Source organism: Citrobacter sp. CK181, assembly GCF_030333595.1.
Lineage (GTDB): Bacteria > Pseudomonadota > Gammaproteobacteria > Enterobacterales > Enterobacteriaceae > Citrobacter_B > Citrobacter_B koseri.
In genome coordinates this window covers 1-15,740 of record NZ_JAOWFN010000005.1, presented here as the reverse complement: position 1 = coordinate 15,740, position 15,740 = coordinate 1, and the positions used below count along the sequence as shown (strand labels likewise).

The window sequence follows — 15,740 nt, the reverse complement described above, 5'->3', positions numbered from 1 at the left end:
AAGACTTCGTTACCACGACGACAATGACCAATCCGGGAGAGTTAAGTATGTCCGCTGAACACGTTTTGACGATGCTGAATGAGCATGAAGTGAAGTTTGTTGATTTGCGCTTCACCGATACCAAAGGTAAAGAACAGCACGTCACGATTCCTGCTCATCAGGTGAATGCCGAATTCTTTGAAGAAGGCAAAATGTTTGACGGCTCCTCGATCGGTGGCTGGAAAGGTATCAACGAATCCGACATGGTTCTGATGCCGGACGCATCCACTGCGGTCATTGACCCGTTCTACGCTGATTCTACGCTGATTATTCGTTGCGACATCCTGGAGCCAGGCACCCTGCAAGGCTACGATCGCGACCCGCGTTCCATCGCCAAGCGCGCGGAAGAGTACCTGCGCTCTACCGGCATCGCAGACACCGTTCTGTTCGGGCCAGAGCCAGAGTTCTTCCTGTTTGACGATATCCGCTTCGGTTCTTCTATCTCCGGTTCCCACGTCGCTATCGACGATATCGAAGGCGCATGGAACTCCTCCACCCAGTACGAAGGTGGCAACAAAGGTCACCGTCCGGCAGTAAAAGGCGGTTACTTCCCGGTTCCGCCGGTAGACTCTTCTCAGGACATCCGTTCTGAAATGTGTTCCGTTATGGAGCAAATGGGTCTGGTTGTAGAAGCACACCACCACGAAGTGGCAACCGCAGGTCAGAACGAAGTGGCAACCCGCTTCAACACCATGACCAAAAAAGCGGACGAAATTCAGATCTACAAATACGTTGTGCACAACGTCGCTCACCGTTTCGGTAAAACCGCGACCTTTATGCCAAAACCGATGTTCGGCGATAACGGTTCCGGTATGCACTGCCACATGTCCCTGTCCAAAAACGGGACTAACCTGTTCTCCGGCGACAAATATGCGGGTCTGTCTGAGCAGGCGCTGTACTACATCGGCGGCGTAATCAAACACGCGAAAGCGATCAACGCCCTGGCGAACCCGACCACCAACTCCTACAAACGTCTGGTTCCGGGTTATGAAGCACCGGTCATGCTGGCCTACTCCGCCCGTAACCGTTCTGCCTCTATCCGTATTCCGGTTGTGGCCTCTCCGAAAGCGCGTCGTATCGAAGTGCGCTTCCCGGACCCGGCTGCGAACCCGTACCTGTGCTTTGCCGCTCTGCTGATGGCGGGTCTTGACGGTATTAAGAACAAGATCCACCCAGGCGAAGCGATGGACAAAAACCTGTATGACCTGCCGCCGGAAGAAGCGAAAGAGATCCCACAGGTTGCAGGCTCTCTGGAAGAAGCGCTCAACGAGCTGGATATTGACCGCGAATTCCTGAAAGCAGGCGGCGTGTTCACTGATGAAGCGATCGACGCGTACATCGCCCTGCGCATTGAAGAAAATGACCGCGTACGCATGACGCCGCACCCGGTAGAGTTTGAGCTGTACTACAGCGTTTAATCGTTGAGTTGCCGTGGAACTTTTAGCCTGTTCAGGCAGGTTTGAGATTGATGGCGAATGATAAGACGCCTGATGGCGCAAGCTTATCAGGCCTACCGGTAACATCACCTTGTAGGCCGGATAAGGCAAAGCCGCCATCCGGCACAACGTTTGCCACTCATCTGTAGCCCATCACACGATGGGCTTTTTTCTCCACCAACGTTCTGATCCCACGCGCTTTTTACACGTAAAAAGCTATAATGCACTAAATTGGTGCAAACTATTCCAAGAGACTGCTAAATGGCAACAGGCACGCAGCCCGATGCTGGGCAGATCCTCAATTCTTTAATCAACAGCATTTTACTGGTTGACGACGAGCTGGCGGTGCATTACGCCAACCCGGCCGCACAACAGCTGCTCGCCCAAAGCGCCCGCAAGCTGTTTGGTACGCCGCTGCCTGAGCTGTTGAGCTATTTTTCATTAAATATTGGGCTGATGCGCGAAAGCCTGGAAGCGGGTCAGGGATTTACGGACAACGAAGTCACGCTGGTGATCGACGGGCGCTCTCATATTCTCTCGCTAACCGCCCAGCGCCTGCCGGATAACTTCATCCTGCTGGAAATGGCGCCGATGGATAACCAGCGTCGCCTGAGCCAGGAACAGCTTCAGCATGCCCAGCAAATCGCCGCCCGCGATCTGGTGCGCGGTCTGGCGCATGAGATCAAAAACCCGCTTGGTGGTTTACGCGGCGCGGCCCAACTGCTCAGTAAAGCCCTGCCTGACCCGGCGTTGCTGGAGTACACCAAAGTCATTATTGAGCAGGCCGACAGGCTGCGTAATCTGGTTGACCGACTGCTGGGGCCGCAACAGCCGGGTATGCACGTCACGGAGAGTATCCACAAAGTCGCAGAACGCGTCGTCGCACTGGTGTCGATGGAGCTGCCGGAGAACGTCACGCTGATTCGTGATTATGACCCCAGTCTGCCGGAACTGCCTCACGACCCGGACCAGATTGAACAGGTCCTGCTGAACATCGTGCGTAACGCTTTACAGGCGTTAGGGCCGGAAGGCGGTGAAATCATTCTGCGTACCCGTACCGCATTCCAGTTGACGCTGCATGGCGTGCGTTATCGCCTGGCGGCGCGCATCGACGTTGAGGACAACGGGCCGGGTATTCCGTCCCATTTACAGGACACGCTGTTTTACCCGATGGTCAGCGGTCGCGAAGGCGGCACCGGGCTGGGCTTATCCATTGCCCGTAATTTGATTGATCAGCATTCCGGCAAAATTGAATTTACCAGTTGGCCGGGTCATACCGAGTTCTCGGTTTACCTGCCTATCAGGAAATAAAGGTGACGTTTATGCAACGAGGGATAGTCTGGGTAGTCGATGACGATAGTTCCATCCGTTGGGTGCTTGAACGTGCGCTCGCCGGGGCGGGATTACATTGCACCACATTTGAAAGCGGCAACGAAGTGCTGGACGCGCTGGCGAGTAAAACGCCGGATGTCCTGCTGTCGGATATCCGTATGCCGGGAATGGACGGACTGGCGCTGTTAAAACAGATCAAACAGCGTCACCCCATGCTTCCGGTCATCATAATGACGGCGCATTCCGATCTCGATGCCGCCGTCAGCGCTTATCAACAAGGCGCGTTTGATTATCTGCCAAAGCCTTTTGATATTGACGAAGCGGTCGCGCTGGTTGAACGCGCGATCAGCCATTATCAGGAGCAGCAACAGCCGCGCAATGTCCAGATCAACGGCCCGACAACCGATATCATCGGCGAAGCGCCCGCGATGCAGGATGTCTTTCGCATTATTGGCCGCCTCTCACGCTCGTCTATCAGCGTGCTGATCAACGGCGAGTCCGGGACCGGTAAAGAGCTGGTCGCCCATGCGCTGCATCGCCATAGCCCACGCGTTAAAGCTCCCTTTATCGCCCTGAATATGGCAGCTATTCCGAAGGATTTGATCGAGTCCGAACTGTTTGGTCATGAAAAAGGAGCGTTCACCGGGGCGAATACCATTCGTCAGGGGCGCTTTGAGCAGGCCGACGGCGGCACGCTGTTTCTCGATGAAATCGGCGATATGCCGCTGGATGTGCAGACGCGTTTGCTACGCGTCTTAGCCGATGGGCAGTTTTACCGCGTTGGTGGCTATGCGCCGGTGAAGGTTGATGTGCGGATTATCGCCGCCACCCATCAGAACCTGGAATTACGCGTACAGGAAGGTAAGTTCCGTGAAGATCTGTTCCACCGCCTGAACGTGATTCGCGTACATTTACCGCCGCTGCGCGAGCGCCGGGAAGATATTCCACGCCTGGCGCGGCATTTCCTGCAAGTGGCTGCTCGCGAGCTGGGCGTCGAAGCCAAATTGCTCCACCCGGAAACCGAAGCGGCGCTGACGCGTCTGGCCTGGCCTGGCAACGTGCGTCAACTGGAGAATACCTGCCGTTGGTTAACGGTGATGGCCGCCGGACAGGAGGTTCTGATTCAGGACTTACCCGGCGAGCTGTTTGAAGCCACGGTGCCAGACAGCCAGTCGCACATACAGTCAGACAGTTGGGCCACATTGCTGGCGCAGTGGGCGGATCGCGCGTTGCGTTCCGGTCATCAAAACCTGCTTTCTGAAGCGCAGCCTGAGCTGGAGCGTACGCTGCTAACCACCGCGCTGCGTCATACCCAGGGGCATAAACAGGAAGCGGCACGGCTGCTGGGATGGGGTCGTAACACCCTGACTCGCAAGCTAAAAGAGCTGGGTATGGAGTGACGATTCGTCGTTGTGTAAAGATTAATATTTAAGCGCAAATTGCCGTTATTTTGCGCTTTACTGTTCCGATGAGTTGAGTATGATCATGCCCGGCAAACAGGGGGAATCATCATGCTGGAATCATTAATCAATCTGGTATCGAGCGGAGCGGTCGACAGCCACACGCCACAAACTGCGGTTGCCGCAGTGCTGTGTGCAGCGCTGGTTGGGCTGTTTAGCTAAATGCGTGCCGGATGGCGCTACCGCTTATCCGACCTACGGTTGATGTTAACTTGTAGGCCCGGTAAGCGGTAGCGCCACCGGGCAACGCCACTAAATCACCCGTGAGAACTGCTGCATCCGCGCTTTCTGGCGCAGATAAGCATCAAAGCACATACAGATGTTACGGATCAGCAGACGGCCTTTCGGCGTAACCTGAATCCCCTTATCATCCACATCCACCAGCCCATCTTTCGCCAGCGGCGCCAGCAGCGCTAAATCTTCCGCAAAGTACGCCGCGAAGTTGAGATCCCACTGCTGTTCAACCGCTGCGTAATCGAGACGGAAGTTGCAGATCAGCGACTTAATAATATCCCGACGAATGCAGTCATCGCGGGTCAGCACAATGCCGCGCCATAACGCATTCCCCAGCTCATCCACCTGCTGATAGTAGCGCTTCAGCTCTTTCTGGTTCTGCGCGTAGCTGTCGCCAATCATACTGATGGCGGAAACGCCCATCCCCAGCAGGTCCGTATCGCCCTGAGTGGTATAGCCCTGGAAGTTACGATGCAGAACACCTTCACGCTGGGCAACGGCCAGTTCGTCATCCGGGCGGGCAAAGTGATCCATCCCGATGAACTGATAGCCCGTCTCCGTCAGCGACGAGATGGTCTCTTGCAGGATATCGAGTTTTTGCTGCGCGCTGGGCAGGTCGGCCTCTTTGATTTTGCGCTGAGCGGCGAATAACGTGGGCAAATGAGCGTAGTTAAAGACACTCAGGCGATCGGGGCTCAGCTCTGCCACGCGTCTGAGCGTAAAGGCGAAGCTTTCCGGCGTTTGCTTTGGCAGCCCGTAAATCAGATCGATATTCGTCGAGGTGAAGCCTATCTCGCGCGCATGATTGAGCAGCGAGAAGATAAACTCTTCATCCTGCTCGCGGTTAACCAGACGCTGAACGTCTTTATTGAAATCCTGCACCCCCATACTCAGGCGGTTAAACCCTTGCGCGCGTAAATGATCGAGCACATCCAGCTCAATTTCACGGGGATCGACTTCGATCGAGATTTCGACGTCGTCGTTAAAATGAAAGTTTCCACGCAGAAGCGTCATTAACCGACTGATTTGCGCTTTATTCAGGTACGTTGGCGTTCCGCCGCCCCAGTGCAGTTGACTAACGCGACGTCCGGCAAACAGCGGCGCGCGATGAATAATTTCTTGTTCAAGCGCATCGAGATATTGGTCGGCCTTATGCTGCTGGCGGGTCACAATCTTGTTGCAACCGCAGAAGTAGCACAATTTATGGCAAAACGGGATATGAACGTACAGAGACAGCGGACGTTCAGGGTAACGCGCCACAGCGTGCTGAAATGCCTCTTCGCCGTAGTCTTCCGAAAACTCCAGCGCTGTGGGATACGAGGTATATCGTGGCCCGGAATAGTTATATTTCTGGATCAGGGCCAGATCCCAGTCTATCAACTGTTCAGACATGCTCACTCCTTCCGATGGCGTCGCTGGCGGGTACGGCGTACCGGCTTTACCCCACTACGGGTAATAAACCGGTTGCGCAGCCACTTCTGTCGCCGCGACAACCGCTGTAGTTTAACGAATAACCACACCAGATAACATACAACCGGAAGGGTTATAAGCAGGACGGGAAGGCCCACGGTGTAAACCCGTTAGTTGCCGCCCCGGAGCAGGCGCATCATATCTTCCTGCTTTTCGTCCTCTTCCTCTTCTTCGTCGTCATCATAAGAGAGGCCCAACTTCTGCATCAGCTCATCAATACGATCCAGTTTGGCATCTACCCAGGTTTGGTCTTCCGCACTCAGGGTTTCGCCTGCTTCCAGACGTTCCAGCAGCGCATCCAGGCGCTCATCCGTTTCCAGTAAATCCAACTCAGCCTGCGGTGAAAGCATAGGTTTCTCACTCTTCGGTTTGTGCTGTTTGGTGACTTTTTCGGTCACACCCAGGGGAATGGGGGTTTTACTGCCAATTCGTGGATCTTTCTGCTTGTTCTGGTTTTTACCGCCTGAAGCCGCGTTGTCACCTGTCGCACGGCTCCCCGCCGCATGACCACGGTGTTTTTTCTGACGCTTACGGTCACGCGCTTCCTGATTCAGCTCTTCGCGTGTTTTACGACGCGCTTTTGCGGGACCTTTACCGCGTGGTGTAGAAGTTGATTTCATAGTGATTCGTCTTTGGCTGTTTTAGTCAGTATATACTCTAAATAATTCGAGTTGCAGGAAGTCAACGCACATGCAACCTGAAGTATGACGAGTTTCATTTGCCGCGGAATCTAGCAGAAACCCTATAAAGAAAAAAGGCGACAGAGTAATCTGTCGCCTTTTTTGCTGTCTAACAACCCTAACGGGCTCTACGATCCCTGTTGGCTACCAACACGCCCTGTTTTTCCCTTAGCCTGAAACATTCCGTGTTGTTTCCATTTCCTTTTACTAACGTCTCCGAACGTTTGTCTTCCTGACAAATCCTGCGTCTTCGCCTCCTGGCGCTCCTGACCCTCATCCTGAGTCGTAATCCTGACAGCTTCCTCGCTATGGATGCTACTTTACTCTTCTGGCATAAACGCACAAGTAATCGAAACGCGAATGTCCACTTTTCAGAATATTGCCTGAAACATAACGTTATGATTTTATTATTTTATCTTAATTTTCGACCTGCGCTTACTCTGAAATTTCGCATAAGAACAATCGGCAATGTCTCACAAAGAGCATGGTTTTAGCTTACACACATCCCGCATGCTGAAAAATCCGTCTTTTGCCGCTGTTCAGGTATAATCGCTGCAAAGCTTTGACTGACGGAGACGACCGCTTTGACTAATTTGAATTATCAACAGACGCACTTTGTGATGAGTGCGCCTGATATTCGCCATTTACCTTCCGATACCGGAATCGAAGTGGCTTTTGCTGGCCGTTCCAATGCAGGCAAATCCAGCGCGCTAAACACGCTTACGAATCAGAAGAGTCTGGCGCGTACATCCAAAACACCGGGCCGTACTCAGCTCATCAACCTGTTTGAGGTGGTTGAAGGCAAACGTCTGGTTGACCTGCCCGGCTATGGCTATGCAGAAGTCCCGGAAGAGATGAAGCGTAAGTGGCAACGCGCGCTGGGTGAATATCTGGAAAAACGTCAGAGTCTGCAAGGCCTGGTGGTACTGATGGATATCCGTCACCCGTTAAAAGATCTCGACCAGCAGATGATCCAGTGGGCCGTAGAGAGCAACATTCAGGTTCTGGTTTTACTCACCAAAGCGGACAAACTGGCCAGCGGCGCACGTAAAGCGCAGCTGAATATGGTGCGTGAAGCGGTACTGGCCTTTAACGGCGATGTGCAGGTAGAAACGTTTTCTTCCCTGAAGAAGCAAGGCGTGGATAAATTACGTCAGAAACTGGATAGCTGGTTTAACGATCTGGCTCCCGTGGAAGAGACGCAGGACGGGGAATAACCCACCGATATGCCGGATGGCGCCGCTGCGCGTCTTATCCGGCCTACAGTTCTTTATTCTTGCTCTAAGGCGGCAACACAGCAAATCCTCAGGAGCTTACATAAGTAAGTGACTGGGGTGAGCGACAAATCTGTCTGGAACAGATTTGAACGCCGCGAAGCGGCGGCCCGTAAGGGTGAGGCTCATGGATGAGCCGAGTAATTCGAAGCCAACGCGTATGCAGCTTGAAGTATGACGAGCAAAATAAAAAACGCCCCAGTCATTACTGACTGGGGCGGCTAAAATATTCAGCCAAATCCGATTACGTGAAGTAAAAGGTCTGAAAGATAGAACATCTTACCTCTGTACCCTACGCGAATAACTTTACTCTTTTTTAAGCAGCTCAGAAAGCACTTTTTGTAATTTTTTTTCATTCTTTACATAGGGAATTCTAATGATCATCACAAAACGTTCTATCTTATGTTGCTTAGTTACGAAAAAAGCGCGTTATTCAGTAAAGCCTTAGTGCGCCTGATCCCAGTTTTCGCCGCTACCCACTTCCACCAGCAACGGCACATCAATACGCGTGCAGTTTTCCATCAGTTGATGGATCTTTTTCGATACCACGTCGAGATCATCTTTATGCACTTCGAACACCAGTTCATCGTGTACCTGCATGATCATACGCACGCGCGGCTGTTCATCTTGCAGCCATTTATCGACGGCAATCATAGCGCGCTTGATGATGTCTGCTGCCGTCCCCTGCATCGGAGCGTTGATGGCGGCACGTTCCGCACCGGCACGACGCGCAGCATTGCTGGATTTAATATCCGGCAAGTAGAGACGACGCCCTTCCAGCGTTTCAACATAACCTCGCTCTTTTGCCTGAGCGCGCGTGCGTTCCATATATTCCAGTACGCCAGGGTAGCGTTCGAAGTAGAGATCCATGTACTTCTGCGCCTCTTTGCGCGGAATATTGAGCTGACGCGCCAGACCGAATGCGCTCATGCCGTAGATCAGACCAAAGTTAATCGCTTTGGCGCTGCGGCGCTGTTCAGCCGTAACGCTCTCCAGCGGCAGTCCAAACACTTCAGCAGCCGTCGCCCGGTGGATATCTTTTCCTTCGGCAAAGGCGGTTAACAGACCTTTATCGCGGGAAAGGTGCGCCATAATACGCAGTTCAATCTGCGAATAGTCCGCTGATGCGATGACGTAATCTTGCGGAGCGATAAACGCCTGACGAATACGGCGCCCTTCCTCGTTACGTACCGGAATATTTTGCAGGTTAGGATCGGTAGACGATAAACGCCCCGTCGCGGTCACCGCCTGATGATAAGAGGTATGCACTCGCCCGGTTTTCGGGTTGATCATCAGCGGGAGTTTATCGGTGTAGGTCGATTTCAGCTTCGCCAGCCCGCGATATTCCAGAATCACCTTCGGCAGCGGATAGTCCAGCGCCAGCTCTTCCAGCACCTCTTCCGAGGTGGACGGCGCACCGCCCGGCGTTTTCTTCAGCGGCTTAATACCCTGTTTTTCAAACAGAATGGTTTGCAACTGTTTGGTAGAAGAGAGGTTAAATTCTTCTCCGGCGATCTCATGCGCCTTCTTCTCCAGCTCCGCCAGACGCAGCGTGATCTCCTCTGAATGCTTGTGCAGCACGGCAGGGTCGATTTTTACACCGTTACGCTCTACGCGGGAAAGCACCGGCACCAGCGGCATTTCGATATTCTCGAAGACATTCAGCGGCCCTTTGCACTGCTGTAGCTCTGGCCACATTTTCAAATGCAGCTGTAACGTAACGTCCGCATCTTCTGCGGCATAACGTCCGGCCTCTTCCAGGGCAATCTGGTTAAAGGTCAGCTGATTTTTACCTTTACCGGCAATCTCTTCAAAAGTGATGGTCTTATGCTTCAACCAGCGTTCGGACAGGCTGTCCATGTCGTGGCGGCCAGCAACGCTGTTCAGAATGTAGGATTCGAGCATAGTGTCAAAAGCAATACCACGCAGCTCAATGCCATAGTTCTGCAATACGCCGCGATCGTACTTCAGGTTTTGCCCAACCTTACGCGCCTTCTCATCTTCCAGCAGCGGCTTCAACAGCTCCAGCGCTCGCTCGCGGGAAATCTGATCGGGCGCATCCAGGTAGTCATGCGCCACAGGAACATAGGCCGCCACGCCCGGTTCAATAGCAAAAGAGAGACCAACCAGATTCGCCGCATGGTTATCCAGGCTGTCCGTTTCGGTATCAAATGCAAAAACGGGCGCCTTTTTCAGCGTCTCAATCCAGCTTTCCAGCGTCGCTTCATCCAGGATGGTGACGTAGTTATCGTAAGAAAGCGCGGTCGCAGGCACGTCTGGCGTTTCATCAATAACAATGGATTCCTGCGGTTTTGCTGCGGGCTTCGCACCTTTCGCCTGTAGCCATTTACCCGCTTCCACATCGGTGGTCCAGCGCTTAAATTCATATTTCTTAAACAGGCCAAGCAACTCTTCAGCCGCTGGCTGTTGTACTTCAAGCTGATCGCAGCTTAGCTCCAGTTCGACATCCGTTTTGATGGTAGCCAGTTGATAAGAGAGGTAAGCCACCTCTTTATTCTGCTCAAGCTTCCCGGCCATGGTTTTCGCGCCACGGAAGGTTAAGCCCGCAATTTTATCTGATTCGGCATACAGGGTATCCAGCCCGCCTAACCCCTGAAGGAGCGCCTGGGCGGTTTTTTCACCCACGCCCGGCACGCCAGGAATGTTATCGGAAGAGTCGCCCATCAGCGCCAGGAAATCGATGATCAATTCGGGTGGAACACCGTACTTGTTCACGACCTCATCCGGGCCCAGAATCGTATTGGTCATGGTATTAATCAGCGTGATATTTGGCGTCACCAGCTGGGCCATATCTTTGTCACCGGTGCTGATCAGCACCGGACGGCCCACCTTCTCGGCTTCACGCGCCAGCGTACCGATAACGTCGTCCGCTTCCACGCCCGAAACAGCCAGCAGCGGCAGGCCCATCGCTTTTACCATCGCATGCAGCGGTTCAATCTGCGCACGCAGGTCATCAGGCATCGGCGGGCGATGCGATTTGTAATGTTCGAATAACTCATCACGGAAGGTTTTACCCTTGGCATCAAATACCACTGCGGCATGCGTCGGTTGATACTGCATAATCAGGCTGCGCAGCATGTTGAGAACACCGTACATCGCCCCTGTAGGCTCCCCTGCGCTGTTCGTCAGAGGAGGAAAGGCGTGATACGCGCGATAGAGATAAGATGAGCCATCTACAAGGATAAGTGGGTTTTCTGGGATCTGAACCATAATGTCCGTGCCTGTTTATCAGATTATGGGTAAAGGATGCCACAGACAGGATGAAAACATGAGTTTTTCGCCGCATTTGTCGAAAAAGTTTTGTAGATCTTCTGGATCGCTCGCAAAGCGAACTGTGGATAACTTTGTGCATAAATTATTACATTTCATTTAATTTCATCCTGATGATTTAATTTTCATTAAACTTACTCTTATTTTTCAATACGTTAATTAAATCACCAGAACTTTATCCCATTATTCAGCGTCATCTCAGTGTGTGGATAGATATCAATATTTTTTCTGTTTCGCTAAGACCCGTCATTTGATGCGTTTTCTGATAAAATCAGCCCCTTGCGTCTCTTTCGCGCACTATTTATGGCTAACCCGTTGAATAATTTAATTATGACAAGAATACTCGCTGCGATAACGCTGTTGCTGAGTATCGTATTGACCATTTTGGTCACTATTTTTTGTTCTGTGCCGATCATCCTTGCCGGGATCGTGAAGCTCCTTTTGCCCATTCCTGTCGTCTGGCGCAAGGTATCCGTTTTTTGTAATTTCATGATGTACTGCTGGTGTGAAGGGTTGGCGCTGCTGCTACATCTCAATCCGTGGCTTAAATGGGACGTGGAAGGGCTGGAAGGCCTGAACAAGAAAAACTGGTATCTGCTTATTTGTAACCATCACAGTTGGGCCGATATCGTGGTGCTTTGCGTTCTGTTCCGTAAGCACATTCCAATGAATAAATACTTTCTTAAGCAGCAGTTAGCCTGGGTGCCGTTTATCGGCCTGGCCTGCTGGGCGCTGGATATGCCGTTTATGAAACGCTACTCGCGCGCTTATTTGCTCCGTCATCCCGAACAACGCGGTAAAGATGTAGAAACAACCCGCCGTTCTTGCGAGAAATTTCGCGCGCATCCCACAACGATCGTAAATTTTGTCGAAGGTTCGCGTTTTACCGAAGAGAAACGTCGGCAAACTCGCTCGCCATATAAAAACCTTCTCCCACCAAAAGCGGCGGGGATCGCGATGGCGCTAAACGTCTTAGGGTCTCAGTTTGATAAGCTGCTCAACGTTACCCTCTGCTACCCGGAAAACGATCGGAAACCATTCTACGATATGTTGAGCGGTAAACTGACGCGCATCGTGGTACGTATCGATCTGGAGCCGATTAAAGAAGAGCTGCACGGTGACTATGTGAACGACAAAGGATTCAAACGCCGTTTCCAGCTTTGGTTGAATGCACTCTGGAATGAAAAAGACGAACAGATAGAAAAGATTAAAGCGGAAAACAAAAACGCCGGTCAATGACCGGCGATTTTTTTATTTCTTTTCAACCAGATGTTTCACGGTATCGGCGTACTGTTGTACGAAGATATCCATGCTGCTGGTATCCATCCCTTGCGGGTTAACCTGATATTTGCCGTTTACAAACATCGCCGGTACACCCTGAAGCTGGAGATCAGCGGCCGCTTTTTCTTGCTGCGCAACCAGTGATTTCACCACGAAGCTGTTCCATGCCGCATCGTAGTCTTCACCTTTCACACCCGCATCAACGAATACTTTGCGAATATCGGCAGCAGACTGAACGGTCTGGTTTTTCTGTACTGCTTCAAACATCGGCGCAGTGATTTTATCTTCTACGCCCAGTGCCATCGCCACAGCCCATGCCTGCGTCAGGTCCTTACCCAATGGGCCCAGGAACTCAACGTGGTATTTGGTCATTTTGGTGCCTTCAGGCAGCTTTTTCTTCACGTTATCAGAAACGTGCAGCACTTCTTCAAACTGATAGCAGTGCGGGCAGTAGAAGGAGAAAAACTCCAGAACCTGAGGCTCGCCAGCAACGGGCTTATCCAGTGTGATGTATTGCTTACCATCACTGAACTGCGCTGCCGATGCGCTAAAAGCTAAAATCATACCAGCCAGCGCCAGCCAAATCTTTTTCATGATCAACTCTCTCCTGATGTGTCCGTTTAATACATTGGCGTTAATTGTAAAGGGGGTTCTTGCAGCACTTTTGCCTGCTCAAGAAATGTCGCAGTCTGCCGTTGCCAGTAATCTTCCCCGGTTAACCACGGGAAATTTTTAGGAAACGCAGGATCAGCCCAGCGACGCATCAGCCAGGCAAGATAATAAACCAAACGCATCGCGCGTAAAGGCTCAATAAGTTCTATTTCAGCGGTATCGAACTCACTAACTTCTTCATAAGCCTCGATAATCGTTTCAAGCTGCATCCGCTGCTCGGCTTTATCGCCATTCAGCAGCATCCACAGATCCTGAACGGCAGGGCCATTGCGGGCATCATCTAAATCAACAAACAGCGGGCCATCACGCCAGAGGATATTTCCGGCATGACAATCCCCGTGTAAACGCAGCGTCTCAAAACGGGTATGCCAACGTTCGGTAACGGCGGCAATAAGAGTGTCCGTCGCGTTCAGGAAAGCCGCTTTTTGCCCCGCGGGAATCAGTGATGCGTCTTCGAAAAGTTTACGAGGTTCAATGAGATACTCTTCCAGGCCCATTGTCGGCCGGAAGGCAAAAGAATATTTACGCCCGGTCTGATGCAGGCGACCCAGATAGCGCCCTACCGCTTCCATCTGATCGATATTATCCGCTTCGAACTGTCGCCCGCCGACGCTTGGGAAAATCGCGTAGTGGAATCCCTGGTGGTTTAGTAGCGTCTGGCCATTGAGGACAAGCGGCGCCGCGACCGGCACCTCATCTTTTACCAGTTCCAGTGCAAACTGATGCTCTTCCCGTATTTGATCGGCAGACCAACGCTCAGGGCGATAAAACTTAACGACAAAGCGCCGACGGTCTTCGTCCTGAAACTGATAGACGCGGTTCTCATAGCTGTTGAGCGGGGTAAGACCGGAATCCACCCGGATTCCCTGTTCAAACAGCGCATCCATGATGGTATCCGGGTGTAATGTCTGGAAAGTAAAAGCGTTATCGTTCATCCCATCATCCGGAAAATACTACGAATGATTCAGGATATCATTTTGTGGCGATTTCGGTGGCGCCGCTTACAAGGTTTTACTCTTTAATCACGCCGCGTGCGCGTAATAGCGCCGTTTTGAAATCTTCTTCATAATCTTTCTGAATGCCAGGAATCACCGCATCTTTTGCGGAGTCACGCATTTTCAGGTGATAGATCAGAATGTCGTCGGTTAAATCCGCCAGTTCGCCGTCAAAACCTGACTCTTTCGCCAGTTTCTGTAAAAATTGCAGCAGATTAAGATCGGGCTCTTTCTGCCAGGCTGGTTGCAGGAGTTCAATGACTTCATTCAGGCGTTTACATTTCATGGCTGTGCTCCTTAATTTGATGTAGATACGTTAGCAGGGTCAATCCCACAATAAAAGAGGCGATATCAGTGAATCTGGAGAGTGCAATAACGGGGGTTGTGCTGGCAGGCGGTAAGGCCAGGCGAATGGGGGGGGCAGATAAGGGTCTGCTTGAGCTGGATGGCAAACCACTCTGGAAGCATGTTGCTGATACGCTGGCGTCTCAGCTTGAAACCGTCGTGATTAACGCGAATCGCCATCAGGATATTTATCAACAAAGCGGTCTGAGAGTGATCCCCGATTCACTGGCCGATTTTCCGGGGCCTCTGGCGGGTATGTTGTCTGTTTTACAGCAAGAGAAGGGAGACTGGTTTCTGTTTTGCCCTTGCGACACGCCTTACATTCCCCGCGATCTGGTTGCGCGTTTAAAAGCTCAGCGTAATAACGCGCCTGTCGTATGGGTTCACGACGGCGAGCGGGACCACCCGACAATTGCACTGGTTAATCGCTCAGTAGAACCTTTCTTACAGGAATATCTCCGGTCAGGTGAACGGCGAGTCATGGTCTTTATGCGCCAGGCCGGTGGTCATGCTGTTGATTTCAGTGATTTTAAACAGGCATTTGTGAATGTGAATACGCCGGAAGAACTCGCCAGATGGCAGGAGAAATCATGATCCCACTACTCGGCATAGCCGCATGGAGCGGCACCGGTAAGACTACGCTGCTCAAGAAATTGATTCCAGCGTTATGCGCCAGAGGGGTTTGCCCAGGATTAATTAAACATACCCATCACAATATGGACGTAGATAAGCCCGGCAAAGACAGTTACGAGTTACGCAAGGCAGGCGCAGCACAAACGCTTGTCGCCAGTCGGCAACGTTGGGCGCTGATGACAGAAACACCGGAAGAACCTGAGCTGGATTTAACGTATCTGGTGAGTCGAATGGATGCTTCCAAGCTGGATATAGTGCTTGTTGAAGGTTTTAAGCACGAAGCGGTGGCGAAGATCTTGTTATTCCGACAGGGGTGTGGGCATGAAGTGGAGGAGCTGACCATTGATGAGCATGTGATCGCCGTCGCCAGCGACATTCCGCTTTCCCTGGATGTCCCGCTATTAGATATCAATGATATACCACAGATCGCTACATTTGTTTTGCGTTGGCTGGGACGATAGTACGCGGGCGGCACAGGTTTGCCGGATAAGGCGCAGCGTTATCCGGCTGCGCCCGGACGCATGAACGCAAAAAGGCCATCCCTCAGGATGGCCTCTTCACTTAATTAATGCCTGGCAGTTCCCTACTCTCGCATGGG

Annotated in this window: 15 protein-coding genes and 1 pseudogene; 8 read left to right on the top strand and 8 right to left on the bottom strand. The window is 52.0% G+C overall.

Translation table 11 applies throughout. The features are described 5' to 3' along the window. The first annotated feature begins 47 nt into the window (after positions 1 to 47). The 4 genes from glnA to OGW17_RS00080 all read left to right on the top strand — a co-directional run bounded on the left by glnA (position 48) and on the right by OGW17_RS00080 (position 4,429). On the top strand, positions 48 to 1,457 hold the full coding sequence (glnA, locus tag OGW17_RS00095; protein WP_024130676.1) for a glutamate--ammonia ligase: 1,410 nt from the start codon (positions 48 to 50) through the stop codon (positions 1,455 to 1,457). Positions 1,458 to 1,736: 279 nt separating this feature from the next. Then, complete coding sequence (gene glnL, locus OGW17_RS00090; RefSeq protein ID WP_047459914.1) at positions 1,737 to 2,786, top strand: nitrogen regulation protein NR(II); 1,050 nt, start codon at positions 1,737 to 1,739, stop codon at positions 2,784 to 2,786. 11 nt (positions 2,787 to 2,797) lie between these two features. Then, positions 2,798 to 4,207, top strand: a complete 1,410-nt coding sequence (gene glnG, locus OGW17_RS00085) for a nitrogen regulation protein NR(I) (RefSeq protein ID WP_012133942.1) — start codon at positions 2,798 to 2,800, stop codon at positions 4,205 to 4,207. 111 nt (positions 4,208 to 4,318) lie between these two features. Further along, positions 4,319 to 4,429, top strand: a complete 111-nt coding sequence (locus OGW17_RS00080; RefSeq protein WP_096753919.1) for a YshB family small membrane protein — start codon at positions 4,319 to 4,321, stop codon at positions 4,427 to 4,429. Positions 4,430 to 4,519: 90 nt separating this feature from the next. Here OGW17_RS00080 and hemN read toward each other — a convergent pair whose 3' ends face one another. The 3 genes and pseudogenes from hemN to OGW17_RS00065 all read right to left on the bottom strand — a co-directional run bounded on the left by hemN (position 4,520) and on the right by OGW17_RS00065 (position 6,994). Continuing rightward, entirely contained in the window at positions 4,520 to 5,893 is a 1,374-nt protein-coding gene (gene hemN, locus OGW17_RS00075) for an oxygen-independent coproporphyrinogen III oxidase (RefSeq protein WP_071259434.1), read from the bottom strand. Between the two features lie 188 nt (positions 5,894 to 6,081). Continuing rightward, the gene (yihI, locus tag OGW17_RS00070) at positions 6,082 to 6,591 is read right to left on the bottom strand and encodes a Der GTPase-activating protein YihI (RefSeq protein ID WP_012133944.1); all 510 of its coding nucleotides are present in this window, start codon (positions 6,589 to 6,591) and stop codon (positions 6,082 to 6,084) included. A 178-nt stretch (positions 6,592 to 6,769) separates the two neighbouring features. Next, positions 6,770 to 6,994, bottom strand: a pseudogene (locus tag OGW17_RS00065) (hypothetical protein). Positions 6,995 to 7,235: 241 nt separating this feature from the next. Here OGW17_RS00065 and yihA point away from each other — a divergent pair. Continuing rightward, on the top strand, positions 7,236 to 7,868 hold the full coding sequence (gene yihA, locus OGW17_RS00060; protein WP_024130677.1) for a ribosome biogenesis GTP-binding protein YihA/YsxC: 633 nt from the start codon (positions 7,236 to 7,238) through the stop codon (positions 7,866 to 7,868). Between the two features lie 287 nt (positions 7,869 to 8,155). Here yihA and spfP read toward each other — a convergent pair whose 3' ends face one another. Both spfP and polA read right to left on the bottom strand, forming a co-directional pair. Next, positions 8,156 to 8,203 carry a small protein SpfP gene (spfP, locus tag OGW17_RS21605; protein ID WP_071892919.1) on the bottom strand — a complete coding sequence of 16 codons (48 nt, stop codon included), beginning with the start codon at positions 8,201 to 8,203 and terminating at the stop codon, positions 8,156 to 8,158. Between the two features lie 166 nt (positions 8,204 to 8,369). After that, on the bottom strand, positions 8,370 to 11,156 hold the full coding sequence (gene polA, locus OGW17_RS00055) for a DNA polymerase I (protein ID WP_071259431.1): 2,787 nt from the start codon (positions 11,154 to 11,156) through the stop codon (positions 8,370 to 8,372). Positions 11,157 to 11,519: 363 nt separating this feature from the next. Between polA and yihG the strand changes: the two genes are divergently transcribed. Then, positions 11,520 to 12,455, top strand: a complete 936-nt coding sequence (gene yihG / locus OGW17_RS00050; protein ID WP_047459928.1) for a 1-acylglycerol-3-phosphate O-acyltransferase, YihG family — start codon at positions 11,520 to 11,522, stop codon at positions 12,453 to 12,455. A 12-nt stretch (positions 12,456 to 12,467) separates the two neighbouring features. On the opposite strand, the gene dsbA is transcribed toward yihG, so the two are convergent. The 3 genes from dsbA to OGW17_RS00035 all read right to left on the bottom strand — a co-directional run bounded on the left by dsbA (position 12,468) and on the right by OGW17_RS00035 (position 14,450). Continuing rightward, positions 12,468 to 13,091 carry a thiol:disulfide interchange protein DsbA gene (gene dsbA / locus OGW17_RS00045; protein WP_012133950.1) on the bottom strand — a complete coding sequence of 208 codons (624 nt, stop codon included), beginning with the start codon at positions 13,089 to 13,091 and terminating at the stop codon, positions 12,468 to 12,470. A gap of 26 nt (positions 13,092 to 13,117) precedes the next feature. Then, positions 13,118 to 14,104, bottom strand: a complete 987-nt coding sequence (locus tag OGW17_RS00040; protein ID WP_071259428.1) for a serine/threonine protein kinase — start codon at positions 14,102 to 14,104, stop codon at positions 13,118 to 13,120. Between the two features lie 76 nt (positions 14,105 to 14,180). Further along, positions 14,181 to 14,450: a YihD family protein gene (locus OGW17_RS00035; RefSeq protein WP_012133952.1), complete on the bottom strand. Its 270-nt coding sequence runs from the start codon at positions 14,448 to 14,450 to the stop codon at positions 14,181 to 14,183. Between the two features lie 68 nt (positions 14,451 to 14,518). On the opposite strand from OGW17_RS00035, the gene mobA reads away from it, so the two are divergent. Next, positions 14,519 to 15,103 carry a molybdenum cofactor guanylyltransferase MobA gene (gene mobA / locus OGW17_RS00030; RefSeq protein ID WP_071259425.1) on the top strand — a complete coding sequence of 195 codons (585 nt, stop codon included), beginning with the start codon at positions 14,519 to 14,521 and terminating at the stop codon, positions 15,101 to 15,103. Beyond that, positions 15,100 to 15,603, top strand: a complete 504-nt coding sequence (mobB, locus tag OGW17_RS00025; RefSeq protein WP_081353214.1) for a molybdopterin-guanine dinucleotide biosynthesis protein MobB — start codon at positions 15,100 to 15,102, stop codon at positions 15,601 to 15,603. The genes mobA and mobB overlap by 4 nt, the downstream gene beginning before the upstream one ends. Positions 15,604 to 15,740: the final 137 nt, after the last annotated feature.